Origin of the sequence: Luteibacter aegosomatis (genome assembly GCF_023078455.1) — a bacterium.
Classification (GTDB): domain Bacteria; phylum Pseudomonadota; class Gammaproteobacteria; order Xanthomonadales; family Rhodanobacteraceae; genus Luteibacter; species Luteibacter aegosomatis.
This window is the reverse complement of the sequence record NZ_CP095740.1, coordinates 3,523,888-3,537,921: the sequence shown is the minus strand read 5'-3', so window position 1 is coordinate 3,537,921 and position 14,034 is coordinate 3,523,888. Positions and strand designations below refer to the sequence as shown.

The following is a 14,034-nucleotide window of genomic DNA, read 5'->3' as shown; positions in this document are numbered from 1 at the left end:
CGATGGCCCATGCGATCACGCTCACCAGCGCGCGGGGCGATGCACTCCGCTTCGCCAACATGACGACCGAGGAATCCCTGGGTCGCCTGTTCTCCTTTCGCGTGGAAGCGGTCAGCAAGGAGGCTTCGATCGACCTGCGTGCGCTGCTGGCCACCCGGATGACGGTCAAGGTCACCACGCCACAAGGTTACGTGCGCTACTTCGACGGCATCGTCGCCGAGGCCGAGCAGGCCGGCTTCGTCATGGTCGACAACGTGCGCTACGCCGTATACCGGTTCCAGCTGGTGCCGCGTCCGTGGTTGCTGCGCCGCACGGTGGACTGCCGCATCCACAAGAACCGTTCCGTCCCCGACATCGTCCGTACGGTGCTTTCCGAATCGGGATACGGCGACGTGCGGCTGGCCCTGACGGGCAACTATCCCCCGCGCGAATACTGCGTCCAGTATCGCGAGACGCACTTCGACTTCATCAGCCGGTTGATGGAACAGGAGGGCATCTACTACTACTTCACCCATGCCGACGGCGTGCACACCATGGTCCTGTGCGATTCGCTCGGCGCGCATCGCGCGGAGCCCGGTTTCGACACCGTGCCTTACGTGCCGCCCACCGAGCGTGGCAACCGCATGCGGGCCTCGGTCGCGGAATGGACCGTGGCGCGCTCGGTGCAATCCACCCGCGTGCGCCTGGACGACTACGACTACCTGCGGCCACGCGCGTCGCTGCTCGCCGACGAAACCGTGGCGGAAACGTCCGCGCCCGCCGCGGGCGAACTCGACATCTATGACTATCCCTACGTCGGCCCCGACCACGCCCAGCGAACGGAAGACGGCCGGCGTTTCGCGCGCGCGCGCATCGAAGCGGCCAACGTGGCGCAGGCTACGTCGTCGGGTGTCACCGACGCGGTGGGCATGGCCACCGGCAACCTGTTCCGGCTCACCGATTTTCCGCTGGGCGCGGCCAACGACGAATACCTGGTGATCGCCAGCCGCATCCGCCTCGTCGAGGTGGATTACCAGGCCGGTGGCATCGAGCCGGACGCGGACGAAGAACCGTTCAAGTGCGAGTTCGAGGTGATCCGCAGCCGCCAGGCCTTTCGCTCCGCGCAGACCACTCCCCGGCCGCGCATCCACGGCCTGCAGACCGCGGTGGTGTATGGCGCCACGGACGAGGACATCGCCGTCGACAAGTACGGCCGCGTGCAGGTGCAGTTTTTCTGGAATCCGCCGTCCAAGCCGAAGGCCGACCAGTCGTGTCCCGTGCGCGTGGCCTCGCATTGGGCGGGCAAACGCTGGGGCGCGGTGCAGATTCCCCGCGTGGGACAGGAGGTGGTGGTGAGTTTCCTCGAGGGCGACCCCGACCGGCCGCTCATCATCGGCAGCGTCTACAACCAGGAACACATGCCGCCGTACCCGTTGCCCGACGAACGCACGCGCAGCGGCGTGGTCAGCCGCAGCCTGCTCGGCGGCCCCGGGGAGGCGAACGAGATCCGCTTCGAAGACCGCAAGGGCGCGGAGGAACTGTACTTCCATGCGCAACGCGACCTGCGCCACGAGGCCGAGAACGATCACTTCAGCACCATCGACCGCGACGAGACGGAAGAGGTCAAGCGTGACCGCACGCATGACGTGGGCCGTGACGACACGCTGCACGTCGGCCGCCGCCTGCGCATCGAGGCCGGCGAGGAAATCGAGCTGGTGACCGGCATGGCACGCATCGTCATGCGCCGCGACGGGCAGATCCAGATCACCGGCAGCATGCTGCGCGTGAACGCGGCCGCCACGATCAACCTCGTGTCCGGCGCGGCGCTCACCATGACCTCCGGCGCGGCCGTCACGATGACAGCCACCGCCGCCGTGACGGTAACGGCGGGCGCGGCGCTGATGCTGCAATCCACCCTGGGTCCGGCCGTGCTGAAGGGCACGCCGCCGCTGCTCCTGTGAATACGCCGATCGCTCCCGTGCTGGCCGCCCGCGACATGGCCCTGGCGGATGCCGAACAAGCCGTGCTCCGCGACGGCATGTCGCCGCGCCGGGCGGTACATGCCCTGCTCGACGCGGGCCTCGTCGCCGCGGCCCTTCGCCTGGCGGTGCGGTTGATGCCACGCGGCTACGTGGTGCCGTGGATTTGCCAATGCGTTCGCTCGGCGGTGGACGACGAGCGCGAACTCGCCGGCATCGCCGTGGCCGAAGCCTGGATGCGCGAACGCGACGAGCCGCGGCGTCGCGATGCGCTCGCGCACGCGATGGCGCGCGACTTCAACGGCGTGGGGGCCCTCGTCGCGGCCAGCGCCGCCTGGGCCGAGGGTCGGATGCTCGACGGCGAAGGCCAACCCATCGGTCCCGTGCCCGTCGCGCTCATGGCACGCACCGCCGCGGCCGCGCTGCTGCTCATCGCCGCGACGGCCGGCGACTTCGACGCACGCTGCCGGGCCTATGCCTCCGCGGCGCTCGACCTGCTTCCCCTGGAGGAAACCGCATGAATCGTGATGCCGGACCGATCCTGGTCCTGACCGTGCCCGCCGACGCGGCGGGAGACCCAGGCGCCGACGCCAGCAGGCGCGTGGAGGGACACGATCTCTCGATCGGCCGCGCGGAGCAGTGCGATTGGGTGCTGCAGGCGCGCGGCGTTTCGCGCCTGCACGCCCAGGTGCGCTACCTCAACGGCATGTACTTCGTGGAGGACCGCAGCACCAACGGCATGCTCTTCAACGGCGCGCCCATGCGCAACGGCGAGCCCGCCATGTTGCGCCATGGCGATCGCCTGCGCATCGACACGTTCGACATCGAGGTCGCGATCCAGGCGCCCGCCGACCGGACGGCACCGACGACCGCGCCGCGCGTGCGCCCCGCGGACGACGTCACGGCGAATACCGTCGCACCCGTCGCCTTCGAGGCTGCGCGCGTGCCCGAACCGGTCGGGCCGGCTTCGATGCCCGTGGCCGCGGGCGACGCGCGGTCGCTCGACCCGCTGGCCTGGCTGTCCGCCTCGACGCCCATCCTGTCCGTCGAATCGTCGGGACGGGAAGAGCCTTCGCCGGGCTGGAACCATGCCTCGCCGATGGCGGAGCACTTCGCGCCGCCCGCCGTGGATGCTCGCGCCAGACCCGCGGCGGCGGTGTTGCCGGAAAACTGGGATCGCACGCGCAGCCTCTTCGCCATGCCTGCCGCGCAAGAGACGGTCGAGCCGTCGGCGCCCGAGCCGCTTCCCGTCGTGGAACCTCCCGTGGCTGCCCCCGTGGCCGCACCCGCGGCGGCGGCCGAACCGGTTCGACCGACGACGGAGGCCCATGCCCTGGAACCACTATTCCTGCGCATGCTCGACGGCGTGATGGACGTGCTGCGCGCGCGGGCGGAACTGAAGAATGGCTTCCGCATGCCCGCGACGTTGATCCGCCGCACCGAGAACAATCCGCTGAAATTCGCGCCCAGCGCACGGGAGGCGATGTCCCGCCTGCTTGCCCCGCCGGGCGAGGCTTTCCTTTCCGGCGAGGCGGCCATCGTCGATGCGATGGACGACATCCGTTTGCACCAGGTGGCCTTGCTGGCCGGGGTGCGCGCGGCATTCGACGACCTCGTGGCGCAGTTCGACCCGGACCGCTTCGAGGACGGCGCGAAGCGGTCGCGCTTCGGTTTCGGCACGGGCAAGGGCGCGTGGGAGCGCTACCGGGCGCACTTCGACGGTCTCGCGGGCGACCCCGACGAACGTTTCCGCCGCCTGTTCGGCGACGAATTCGCACGGGCCTACGAAGACCAGCTCGCCAGCCACAAACGCGGCGGCAAGCCGATGGACGACGGACGATGAGTGCATTCAACAAGGTGGTGTGGAGCGAAGGCCTGTTCCTGCGTCCGCAGCACATGCAGCAGCAGGACCGCTATATCGAACGCTACGTGGAGTTGCGCGCGGCGACGCTGCGCCCCCATCCGTGGGGTTTCGACGAGTTGGAGCTGGAACGCGACCTGCTGGCGATCGGCAAGCTCGGCATCCGCAGCGCGCGCGGCGTCTTCCCCGACGGCACCCCGTTCTCGATGCCCGATCGCGATCCGTTGCCGCCGCCGCTGGACATCGACGGCAACTGGCGCGACCAGGTCGTCTACCTCACCTTGCCGCTGCGATCGCCGACCCAGGCCGAGAGCCTCTGGCCGGAGCAGGCGGCCCCGGGCCAGCTCTCGCGTTTCGCCGTGCGCGAAGCCGAGGTCAACGATGCCTCCGGCAGCACGAGCGGCACGGTCGTGCTCGAAGTGGGCGGGTTGGCGGCGCGCCTGGCCGTGGCCTCACAGCCGCGCGAAGGCCTGGTCGAACTGCCGCTGGCCCATCTGGTCGAATGCCGCGCCGACCGTCGCGTGGTGCTCGACGAAGGCTTCATTCCCAGCGCCCTGTCGAGCCGGGCGTCGCAGCGGCTCACGTTGTTCCTCACCGAACTGCTCGGCCTGTTGCACCAGCGCGGCGAAGCACTCGCCGGGCGCGTGGCCGGCACCGACCGCACGAGCACGGCCGAGCTGGCCGATTTCCTGATGTTGCAACTGGTCAACCGTCATCAGCCCGTGCTGGCGCACCTGGCCGAAGCGCCCCTGCTGCACCCGGAGGAGCTGTATCGCCTGCTGCTCGGGATGGCGGGCGAACTGGCGACGTTCACCGCGCCCGGCAAGCGGGCGGAGGGCTTTCCGCCGTACCGCCACGAGCGCCTGCGCGTGAGTTTCGATCCGGTGTTCGCCTCGCTGCGCGCGAGCCTTAGCGCGGTGCTCGAACAGACGGCCATTTCCGTGCCGTTGCAGCAGCGCAAGTTCGGCGTGTGGGTCGGTACCGTGCCCGACCCGACCTTGCTCGACGGGGCGTCGTTCGTGCTCGCGGCCAAGGCCGATATCCCGGCGGCGGACATGCGCCGGCGCCTGCCGACGCAGTCGAAGATCGGGCCGGTGGAGAAGATCCGCGACCTGGTCAACCTGCAACTGCCGGGTATCGCCGTGGCGTCGCTGCCCGTGGCGCCGCGACAGATCCCGTACCAGTCCGGTTACCAGTATTTCGAGCTCGATACCCGCTCACCCATGTGGAAGACGCTGCGCACGTCGGGCGGCGTGGCCCTGCACTTCGGCAACGGCTTCGACGGGCTCGCGCTGGAACTGTGGGCGGTGAGGAACTGACCGATGCCCATCGAACCCAGGCTTCCTCGCGACGACGACGCCACGGTGGTGCGCGCGGCCATGCCGCCACCCGGCGACAGCGTACCGCGCGCGACGCGCGAAACCGCGCCATCGATCCCCGAATCCGCGCGCGAGTTGCCGGCCGCCGGCGGCAATCCGCTGGTGCGTGCCGCCAATCCGTTGCTGCTGCTGGCCGCGCAGTTGCGCACCAGCGCGGAGATGCCGGACATGGCGCTGCTACGCGAGCGTGCCGTCGCCGGCATCCGGCGTTTCGATGCCATGGCGTCGCAGGCCGGCTTCGACGCGCAGACGGGCGTCGCCGCACGCTACGTGCTGTGCACCATGCTCGACGAGGCGGTGCTCGATTCGCCGTGGGGCGAACACACCGGCTGGCAACGGCAGACGCTTTTGGTGACCTTTCACGACGAGACCTACGGCGGCGAGAAATTCTTCGTGATCCTCGATCGCCTGTGCCAGGACATGGTCCGGCACATCGACCTTGTCGAGATGATGTACCTGTGCCTCGCGCTGGGTTTCGGCGGCCGTTACCTGGTGGAGTCGGGTGGGCTGGCCAGGCTGGCCGACCGTCGCGAAGACCTTTACCGTCGCATCGCCGCGTATCGTTCGGCCGCGCCGGCGGAGCTGTCGCCCCGCTGGCGCGGACTCGACCGGCCGCTGCGGCCGCGCCGTGGCCTGCCGGTATGGATCGCGGGACTTGCCGCCGCCGTGATCCTGCTCGGCACCTGGATCTACCTGCACGAAAGGCTCAACGGCATCGGCGAGCCGGTGAATGCGCGCCTTGCCGCCATCGGCTTGCGTGGCGTGCCGCTGCCCGCGGCGGCGGTCGTGGCGAAGCCGGCCCCGGTGAGCCTGCGCGACCTGCTCGGCGACGATGCGCGCAACGGCGCGTTGGCCATCGACGAGAGGCCCGATGGCCAGACGGTGCTGCGACTGGCGGCCACCGAGATGTTCCCCTCCGGAGGTGCCGACGTGGCGCCCGTGCAGGCGGCGCTGATCGGTCGCGTTGGCAAGGCGTTGAACCAGGTGCGCGGCCGCATCGTGGTGGTGGGGCATACCGACGACCAGCCGATCCGTTCGTTGCGCTTCAAGGACAACTTCGAGCTGTCCACGGCGCGTGCGCGCAACGTCGGCGCGATCCTGGTGAAGCAGCTCGACGATCCGCGACGCGTCGAGACCAGCGGTGCCGGCGATTCGCAACCGGTGGCGACGCCCGCGGAGCTTCCCGCGAACCGCGCGCGCAACCGCCGCGTGGACATCCTGTTCGTTCCGGAGGCGGGATGAAGAACGTGTTTCGCAATCCCTGGTTCCATGCGGCGCTGGGCATCGTGCTGTGCGGCCTGATCGTCTGGTTCGGCGGCCCCTGGCTCGGCTTCGGCGACAGCCAGCCGTTGGCGGGTGTCGCCGCGCGCATCGGCGTGATCGTGTTCGTTGCCGTCGTCTGGCTGGGCGTGCTCGCCTTGCGCCACGCGCTGGCCCGCCGCCGCGCGCGTCGCATGGAACAGGAACTGGCATCGCAGGCCGATCCGGTGCGCACTGATGCGGATGCGCGGGCCCATGCCGAGCGCGAGGCGTTGCGCAAGCGCTTCGCCGAGGCGCTGGCCCTGTTGCGCAAGCGTCGCGACGGCGGCGGCACCCTTGAAGACCTGCCGTGGTATCTCGTCATCGGTGCGCCGGGGTCGGGCAAGAGCACGTTGCTGGAACATTCCGGTTTCGACTTTCCGCTGATGCAGGGCACCGGCAAGCGCTCGGTGGGCGGCATCGGTGGTACGCGCCACTGCGACTGGTGGTTCACCGACCAGGCCGTGTTCCTCGACACCGCGGGGCGTTACGCGACGCAGGATTCCGATCCCCTGGCCGACGCGAAGGCCTGGGACGCCTTTCTCGACCTGCTGCGCCGACATCGCCGCCGTCGGCCGGTCAACGGCGTGCTGTTGACGATGAGCGTGGCCGAGCTGCTGGCGATGGACGACCCTGAACGCGACCGGCATGCTCGCACACTACGCGAGCGGCTCGACGAGATCGGTACCCGGCTGGGCATCGCGGTGCCGGTCTACCTCGTGTTGACCAAGGTCGATCTCGCCTCGGGGTTCGGCGAATTCTTCGATGCGTTGGACCCCTCGTCGCGCTCGCAGGTGTGGGGCATGACCTTCGACGCGTCGCAGAGCGTCGACGGCAGCGCGCCGTCGCGTTTCGGCGCCGAGTTCGACGCGCTGCTGGAGCGTGTCGATGCCCGGCTCATCGAACGCATGCACGCCGAGCGCGACGTGCGCCGGCGCACGCGCATCCTGTCGTTTCCGCAGCAATTGCGCGCCTTGCGCGATGCGACGCAGCCGCTCGTCGGCGGCGTGTTCGCCCGTCACGCCTATGGCCGTTCGCCGGTGCTGCGCGGCGTATACCTCACCTCGGGCACGCAGGAGGGCACGCCCATCGACCGCGTGCTGTCGGTGGTGGGCCGCGCCTTCGGCGTGCGTCCCGGCGTCCCGGCCGCCGAACGCACGCCGCGCCGCACGTATTTCGTGGAGCGCCTGTTCCGCGAAACGATCCTGCCCGAAGCCGGGTTCGTCGGTGCCGATCCAGGAGCCCTTCGTCGTCGCCGGGTGCTGGAGGCGGCGGCCATTGCCGGCGTCGGCACGCTGACGGCCGCGTTGCTCGTGGGCATGGCGACCAGCTACGGGCGCAACGCGGATTTCATCGCCCGCGTGGACCAGGTGCTCCGCGATTTTCCCGGCGAGCCGGGCCAGCCCGCGGCGTTGCGCCCGTACTACGCCCAGGCCTTGCAGCGCCTGGACGTGCTGGCTCGCGCGGACCAGGCGGCGGCCGGCGTGCGTGACGAGCGGCCGCTGTCGATGCGTTTCGGTCTGTTCCAGGGCGATGCCGTGGAAGCGCAGGTGCGCGGCGCCTACGAACGCGAGATCAACGCGAGCGTGATACCGGGCCTGTCCATGCAGTTCCGCGACGGCCTGCGTGCATCGGCCGACGAACCGCAGCGCCTCTACGACGTACTCAAGGGCTACCTGATGCTCGGCGAGCCGGAACACCGCGACGTGGACGAGCTCGTGCTGCTGGCCGCCGAACGCTGGCGCGAGGTGTTTCCCAACGAGGACGCGCTGGTCGATGCGTTGCAGGGTCACTTCCGCGTGCTGTTCGAAAGTGGTGACCACCTGCGCGCGTTGCCGATGGACGCGTCGCTGGTGGATGCCGCCCGGGCCTCGCTGCGCGCGGCGGACCTGGCCACGTTGATCTACGGTGGATTGAAGCTCACCGCCGAAACCCGGCAGGACGCAGCCGTGCGCCTGGATCGCACGCTGGGCCTGCTCGGCGACGTGTTTCGCCGTCGTAGCGGCGCGCCGCTGTCGCGCCCGTTGCCGGCCCTTTACACGCGTCCGGTGTTCGCCGAGATGGTCAGCGATGCGCCGGTGTCGGGCATCGGCAACGGTGGCGGGATCGCCGCGGCCGTGTCGCGCTTCGTCAAGGAAGACTGGGTGTTCGGCGCGAAAGCGGACGACCCGTTGCGTCGCGCCTCGCTGGCGGCGCAGGTACGTACGCTTTACGCGGCCGATTACATCCGCGCGTGGGACGACCTCATCGGCGACCTGGCCCTGCAGCCGGTGGCGAACGTGCAGCAGGCCAGCGGCGTGGCGTCACGCCTGTCCGGGCCCGGCTCGCCGCTGAAGGCGTTGCTGATGCTCATCCGCGACAACACCACCGACCTGCTTCGGCAGAACGCGCCCGACGTGGGCGATCGCGTGGCGGCGAACGCGGAAAAACGCGCCATCGACGACGTGAAGCGGCGCAGCGAAGTCGCGCGCATCGTCGCCGAAGCCGCGGGGCCGACGACGAAGCGTCCATCGACCGATCGGCCGGATGCGCCGATCGTCGAGCACTTCGCGCCGATCAACCAGCTCACCGACGGCGCGCCCGGCGCCACGCCGCTGGATCGCGTGCTCGCATCGCTGGACCAGGTCAGCAAGGCGCTGCTCGCCCAGCGACCGGGCACCGACGGGCCCGGGCAGGGCGATCCGTCGCTCCTGTCGGCCCGGCAGGAAACGGCGCAATTGCCGGCGCCGTTCTCGGACTGGCTCGGCGGCCTGGTCGGCAGCAGTCAGTCGCTGGTGGACAAGGACGCCAGCGGCGCGCTCAACGACGGCTTCCGCCAGGCGGCGGGCAACGATTGCGCGATGGTCGTGCAGGGGCGCTATCCCTTCACGGCGGGAAGCCGCAACGACGTGCCCTTGCAGGATTTCAGCCGTCTGTTCGGCCCTGGCGGCCGCTTCGACGCGTTCTTCCGGCAGACGCTCGCGAAGTCCGTGGACACCGGCGGTGCGAACTGGACCTTCCGCGACGGCGCCCATGGAAGCGCCACGTTGCTGGCGCAGGCGCAACTGGCCGACACGATCCGGCAGGTGTGGTTCCGCGACGGACCGCAGCCGGACGTGGCGTTCACGCTGTCGATCGGCACGCCGCCGTCCGGCATCGGCCGGTTGACCGTGGAAGTCGATGGCCAGTCGTTCGAGTACAAGGCCGGCGACGCCTCCGCCCCCATGCCGATGCACTGGCCGGGCCCGAAGCCGGGCCTGACCCGGATCAGCGCATGGGATACCGAGGGCAAGGCACTGCCGGTACTCGAGTACCCGGGGGAGTGGGGCCTGTTCCACGCGTTGGACGCCGCCTCCTTGCAACGTCGCACGGAAACGCGCTTCGGCGCGGGATTCGACTTCGGTACCGTGCATGCCGCGATCGACGTCGAGGCGGCGAGCCTGCGCAATCCGTTCGGCGATACCAGCGTGCATCGCTTCCGGTGTCCGGCATGAGGACGCCCGTCGCGGGCTGGTACGGCAAGTTGCCTGCCGCGGGCGACTTCGTGCAGCGGCGTTTGCCCGCCGCCTTCGTCGAACCCTGGGACGCGGCCTGCCGCGAATCGCTGATCGCGAACGCGTCGCGACTCGGCGACGCGTGGCCCGAGGCCTTCCTCGCCATGCGGCCCTTGCGTTTCGTGATCGCCGCGGGTCCCTGCGGCGAGGCATCGTGGGTCGGCGTGGTGGGGCCGTCACGCGATCGCGTCGGGCGGGTGTTTCCGTTGACCGTCGCCGCACCCCTGTCCCACGGCGTCACCGACGAGGTGTGGTTCGCCGCGGCCGAGGTGGCACTGCACCTGGCGGTCGCGGGTGCGAGCGTGCACGAGGTGGACGACGCGGTGGCATCGCTGCCCGTGCCCCGCGTGGCCGGCGCGCCTTCGTTGCCCACGGCGTCGGGCAATGACGCGAGCGCGTTGTTCTGGCACGACGCCGACCCTTTCCGAGGCCTGGCGGTGGCGGGCTTGTCGGAGGGCCTTCGCCACCTGTGCCGCTCCGAGGACATCGCATGAGCTTTCCCTATGTTTCCGCCGGTCGTACCGACACCGGCCACGTACGCCGGCATAACGAGGACGCGATCCTCGTCGCCGACCGGATCGGCCTGTGGATGGTGGCCGATGGGCTCGGCGGCCATGCCGCCGGCGATTATGCGAGCGGCCTGATCGCGCAACGGCTCGGTGCGCTGTCCGCGCGGGCCGATCTCAGCGACCTGATCGAGGCGATCGAGGACGAGCTGATGGATATCAATCGCCTGTTGCGCCATGCCGCGCGCGAACGCCGCGTGGACGCGATCGCCTCCACGGTGGTGGTGCTGGTGCATTCCCGCGACATGGTGGCGTGCGGCTGGGTGGGCGACAGCCGCGCCTACTGCTTCGAAGACGGACGCCTTCGACTGCTCACCCGCGACCACGTGCATGGCGACCGTACCGACGTGACGCGTTTCGCCGGACAGGCCGCGCCGGCGGTCGCGCCCGGGGTGCTGACCCGCGCGGTGGGTGCCGAAGAACGGCTGTACGTCGACTGGGTGGTGAGTCCGCGCCGGCCGGGCATGTGTTTCGTGCTGTGTTCCGACGGCATCAACAAGGAATTGAGCGATGCCGAGATCGAAGCCTGTTGCCGGCGGGATGCCGCCCCGCAGGCGCTGTTGCAGGGGCTGGTCGGCGGCGCGCTGTCACGCGCGGGCCGGGACAACGTGTCGGCCGTGGTGGTACGGCTCGACGAGATGGAGGAATGAGCATGCATCCGAACGACCCCACGCGCCTCGCGCCCTTGCAGGACGACGGCGATCGCACGGTGGTGAAGCCGCTGCATCACCAGGGCGAGCGCACCGGCACGGGTACCCATTCGTCGTCGCAGGGTTCCAGCGAGGGCTGGCACCGCATCGCCGACCTGGCCCAGGGCGAGAGCCCGGCGGTCGGCAACGTGCTGAAGGGCCGCTTCTTCCTGGAGCGCGAGCTGGGCCGCGGCGGGATGGGCGTGGTCTATCTCGCCCGCGACGAGCGCAAGGTGGAAGCGCGCGACCGCGATCCGTACGTGGCGGTGAAGGTGCTCAACGACGAATTCCGCAAGCACCCCGACGCGCTCGTGGCCTTGCAGCGCGAGGCGCGGCGGGCGCAGCAGCTGGCCAACGACCACATCGTGCGCGTCTACGATTTCGACAAGGACGGCACGAACGTCTTCATGACGATGGAATACGTGGAAGGCAGCGACCTGCGCGCGCTCATCCGTTCTCGCGCCCGCGATGGCCTGCCGTTCGCGGAAGCCTGGCCGCTGATCGAAGGCATGGGTGATGCCCTTCGCCGCGCGCACGACGCGGGCGTGGTGCACTCGGATTTCAAACCGGGCAACGTGATGGTCACGGGCGCCGGCGTCGCGAAGGTGTTCGATTTCGGCATCGCGCGTGCCGGCAAGCTGGGGCATGCGCACGACGACGATCGCACCGTGTTCGACGCGGCGAGCCTGGGTGCGATGACCCCGGCGTACGCCAGCCTGGAAATGCTCCGGGGCGAACCGCCCACCCCCGCCGACGACGTGTACGCGTTCGGCTGCGTGGTGACCGAGCTGCTGACGGGACGCCATCCGTTCGACAAGGAGAACGCCGAGGAGGCGCTGGCCAACGGCCGACGGCCACCCTCCGTACCGGGCCTGGACAAGCGCCAGTACAAGGCGTTGTGCGAGGCGCTGGCGTTCACCGCCGCCAAGCGCACGCCCGACATCGGCGGCGTGCTCGCCGGATTGCGCAAGCGCCGCTGGCGCGAGCGGGCCACGCCTTGGCTGGCTTCGGCGGCCGTGCTGGCCGTGCTGGTCGCGGGCGGCGCGTGGTTCGCCGGGATGCAGGCGGAGCAACGCCATGTCGCCGATACCCTGCGGCGATTCTCGCCCGGACAGGCCGACGGCTTCCGCGACGCGGACCAGGTACGCGGCGCGCTGGCGGCGCTCGACGGCGATGAACGCCGCCGCGTCGTGGTCGACGGCGCCGATGCCATCGACGGGTTTCTCGTGCGGCAGGTCGCCATGCATTGGGACCCGGCCCAGGGGCGCTTCGATTACGCCGGCGCGCAGGGGGTATTCCGGTTACGCGCCGAACTGAAGACGTTCGCGCCGAGGCTGGACCGGCGTCGCGAGGAAGTGGCGCACGAGCGCGACGACCAGCTCAACCGACTCGATACCGCGCTGAGCCGGGCCATTCTTGCCGGGCGCCTGTTCGGCGACGGCACCGACGACGTGCCGGCGGTGCTCGGCCGCATCCGGCAGATCGACCCGAACAGCCGCCTGCTCGCCAACCCCGAACTCGAACTGAAGTTCGACATGGCGATCGGCGACACGCTGAAGGCCGGCGACAAGGAGGCGGCGGCGAAACAGCTCGCCATCGCGCGCACGTGGTATCCCGCATCGCAGCGGCTGGCGGCACGCCTGGGCGATACGGCGCCCGCCGCATCCACGCCCGCGCCAGCGTCGACGGAGACGCCCGACCTGAAGGACGCCGAACACGCGTCCCGCCTGGAATCGTTGCGTCAGGCCGTGGCCGCGAATGACCTCGACAAGGCCACGGAGAACTTCCGCCAGCTTCGCCAGATCGAGGGCGGCACGCCGAATGCGAACGACGAGGAGGGCGGCCTGTACGCGCAAGCCGTGCTCGACGCGGCACAGGCCGCCTGTGCGTCGGGCCACTGGAAGGAAGCGGCCGATCGCGTGGCGGCGGGCCTCGACGCGGTCGGCGAGCGCGACGACCTGCGTCGCGCGAAGACGCGTTACGACCTCGCGGTGGCCGTGATGACGGCGGCGAAGGCTCCCCAGGTCGCGGCGGCCGACCAGGACGACCTGCGCAAGCGCATCGAGGCGGTGAAGGCACAGGATCCGGACGGCCTGAAGCACATGGAGGAGGCGATGGTCGCGTCGAAGGGCTTGCCCGAGGGTTCGCTGGAAAACGTGGTGAAGAAGCTGCGTTCGACGCCGGCCGCACCCACGCCCAAGGCCGATGCCTGCGCGCGCCGCGGCTTGGCCGGCACGGCGCGTGAATGCTTCGACACCTTCGCGGTGGGATCGTATGGACCGGCGATGGTCGTGATTCCCCATGGACGCAAGCCGTTCGCGATGACGCGCACCACGATCACGGTGGGCAACCTCGACCAGTTCTGCAAAGCGACGCGCACGTGCGCCGTGTCGAAGGGCTTCAACGCGTCCGATCCCGCGCGGTCGATTCCGGTCGATTTCGCCCGCCGCTACGCGGCCTGGCTGACCCAGTCGAGCGGCTACACCTATCGCCTGCCGACGGACGAGGAATGGCTGCTGGCCGCGCGCGCCGGCACGGACTGGGACGGCAAGCACGACAACTGCGGCGATGCCTCTTCGGCCCTGGGGCGGTTGCTCCGCTCGCCCAACCTGGGAGACAACCCGGCGACGACCAACCCGTGGGGGCTGGTGGGCCTGACCGGCGGCGTCTGGGAATGGGTGACCCGGGGCGGTTCGCTGGCGATGCGTGGCGGCAGTTACCGCAGTGGTCCCGACGCGTGTTCGGTGAC

The 14,034-nt window shown here is 70.1% G+C and carries 8 protein-coding genes and 1 pseudogene; all 9 read left to right on the top strand.

The features are described 5' to 3' along the window. The first annotated feature begins 2 nt into the window (after positions 1–2). The gene (locus L2Y94_RS15920; protein WP_247368792.1) at positions 3–1,940 is read left to right on the top strand and encodes a type VI secretion system Vgr family protein; all 1,938 of its coding nucleotides are present in this window, start codon (positions 3–5) and stop codon (positions 1,938–1,940) included. Continuing rightward, positions 1,937–2,479 (top strand): DUF6931 family protein, encoded by a 543-nt coding sequence (locus tag L2Y94_RS15915; RefSeq protein WP_247368789.1) that lies wholly within the window; start codon positions 1,937–1,939, stop codon positions 2,477–2,479. Before L2Y94_RS15920 ends, L2Y94_RS15915 begins: the two co-directional genes overlap by 4 nt. Next, the gene (tagH, locus tag L2Y94_RS15910) at positions 2,476–3,801 is read left to right on the top strand and encodes a type VI secretion system-associated FHA domain protein TagH (protein WP_247368786.1); all 1,326 of its coding nucleotides are present in this window, start codon (positions 2,476–2,478) and stop codon (positions 3,799–3,801) included. The genes L2Y94_RS15915 and tagH overlap by 4 nt, the downstream gene beginning before the upstream one ends. Further along, on the top strand, positions 3,798–5,138 hold the full coding sequence (gene tssK, locus L2Y94_RS15905) for a type VI secretion system baseplate subunit TssK (RefSeq protein ID WP_247368783.1): 1,341 nt from the start codon (positions 3,798–3,800) through the stop codon (positions 5,136–5,138). Before tagH ends, tssK begins: the two co-directional genes overlap by 4 nt. 3 nt (positions 5,139–5,141) lie before the next feature. Continuing rightward, positions 5,142–6,440, top strand: a complete 1,299-nt coding sequence (icmH, locus tag L2Y94_RS15900; protein WP_247368780.1) for a type IVB secretion system protein IcmH/DotU — start codon at positions 5,142–5,144, stop codon at positions 6,438–6,440. Then, positions 6,437–9,970 carry a type VI secretion system membrane subunit TssM gene (gene tssM, locus L2Y94_RS15895; RefSeq protein WP_247368764.1) on the top strand — a complete coding sequence of 1,178 codons (3,534 nt, stop codon included), beginning with the start codon at positions 6,437–6,439 and terminating at the stop codon, positions 9,968–9,970. Before icmH ends, tssM begins: the two co-directional genes overlap by 4 nt. After that, a complete protein-coding gene (tagF, locus tag L2Y94_RS15890) occupies positions 9,967–10,524 on the top strand; it encodes a type VI secretion system-associated protein TagF (RefSeq protein WP_247368762.1) in 558 nt (185 codons plus the stop codon). Before tssM ends, tagF begins: the two co-directional genes overlap by 4 nt. Next, on the top strand, positions 10,521–11,246 hold the full coding sequence (locus L2Y94_RS15885) for a PP2C family protein-serine/threonine phosphatase (RefSeq protein ID WP_247368760.1): 726 nt from the start codon (positions 10,521–10,523) through the stop codon (positions 11,244–11,246). The genes tagF and L2Y94_RS15885 overlap by 4 nt, the downstream gene beginning before the upstream one ends. Positions 11,247–11,425: 179 nt before the next feature. Continuing rightward, positions 11,426–14,032, top strand: a pseudogene (locus tag L2Y94_RS15880) (protein kinase domain-containing protein); the annotation flags it as partial. Positions 14,033–14,034: the final 2 nt, after the last annotated feature.

Bases quoted from the DNA above. Each gene is read 5' to 3' on its own strand.
- L2Y94_RS15920 (WP_247368792.1), top strand. From the start codon at position 3: ATGGCCCATGCGATCACGCTCACCAGCGCGCGGGGCGATGCACTCCGC.
- tagH (WP_247368786.1), top strand. From the start codon at position 2,476: ATGAATCGTGATGCCGGACCGATCCTGGTCCTGACCGTGCCCGCCGAC.
- tssK (WP_247368783.1), top strand. From the start codon at position 3,798: ATGAGTGCATTCAACAAGGTGGTGTGGAGCGAAGGCCTGTTCCTGCGT.
- icmH (WP_247368780.1), top strand. From the start codon at position 5,142: ATGCCCATCGAACCCAGGCTTCCTCGCGACGACGACGCCACGGTGGTG.
- tssM (WP_247368764.1), top strand. From the start codon at position 6,437: ATGAAGAACGTGTTTCGCAATCCCTGGTTCCATGCGGCGCTGGGCATC.
- tagF (WP_247368762.1), top strand. From the start codon at position 9,967: ATGAGGACGCCCGTCGCGGGCTGGTACGGCAAGTTGCCTGCCGCGGGC.
- L2Y94_RS15885 (WP_247368760.1), top strand. From the start codon at position 10,521: ATGAGCTTTCCCTATGTTTCCGCCGGTCGTACCGACACCGGCCACGTA.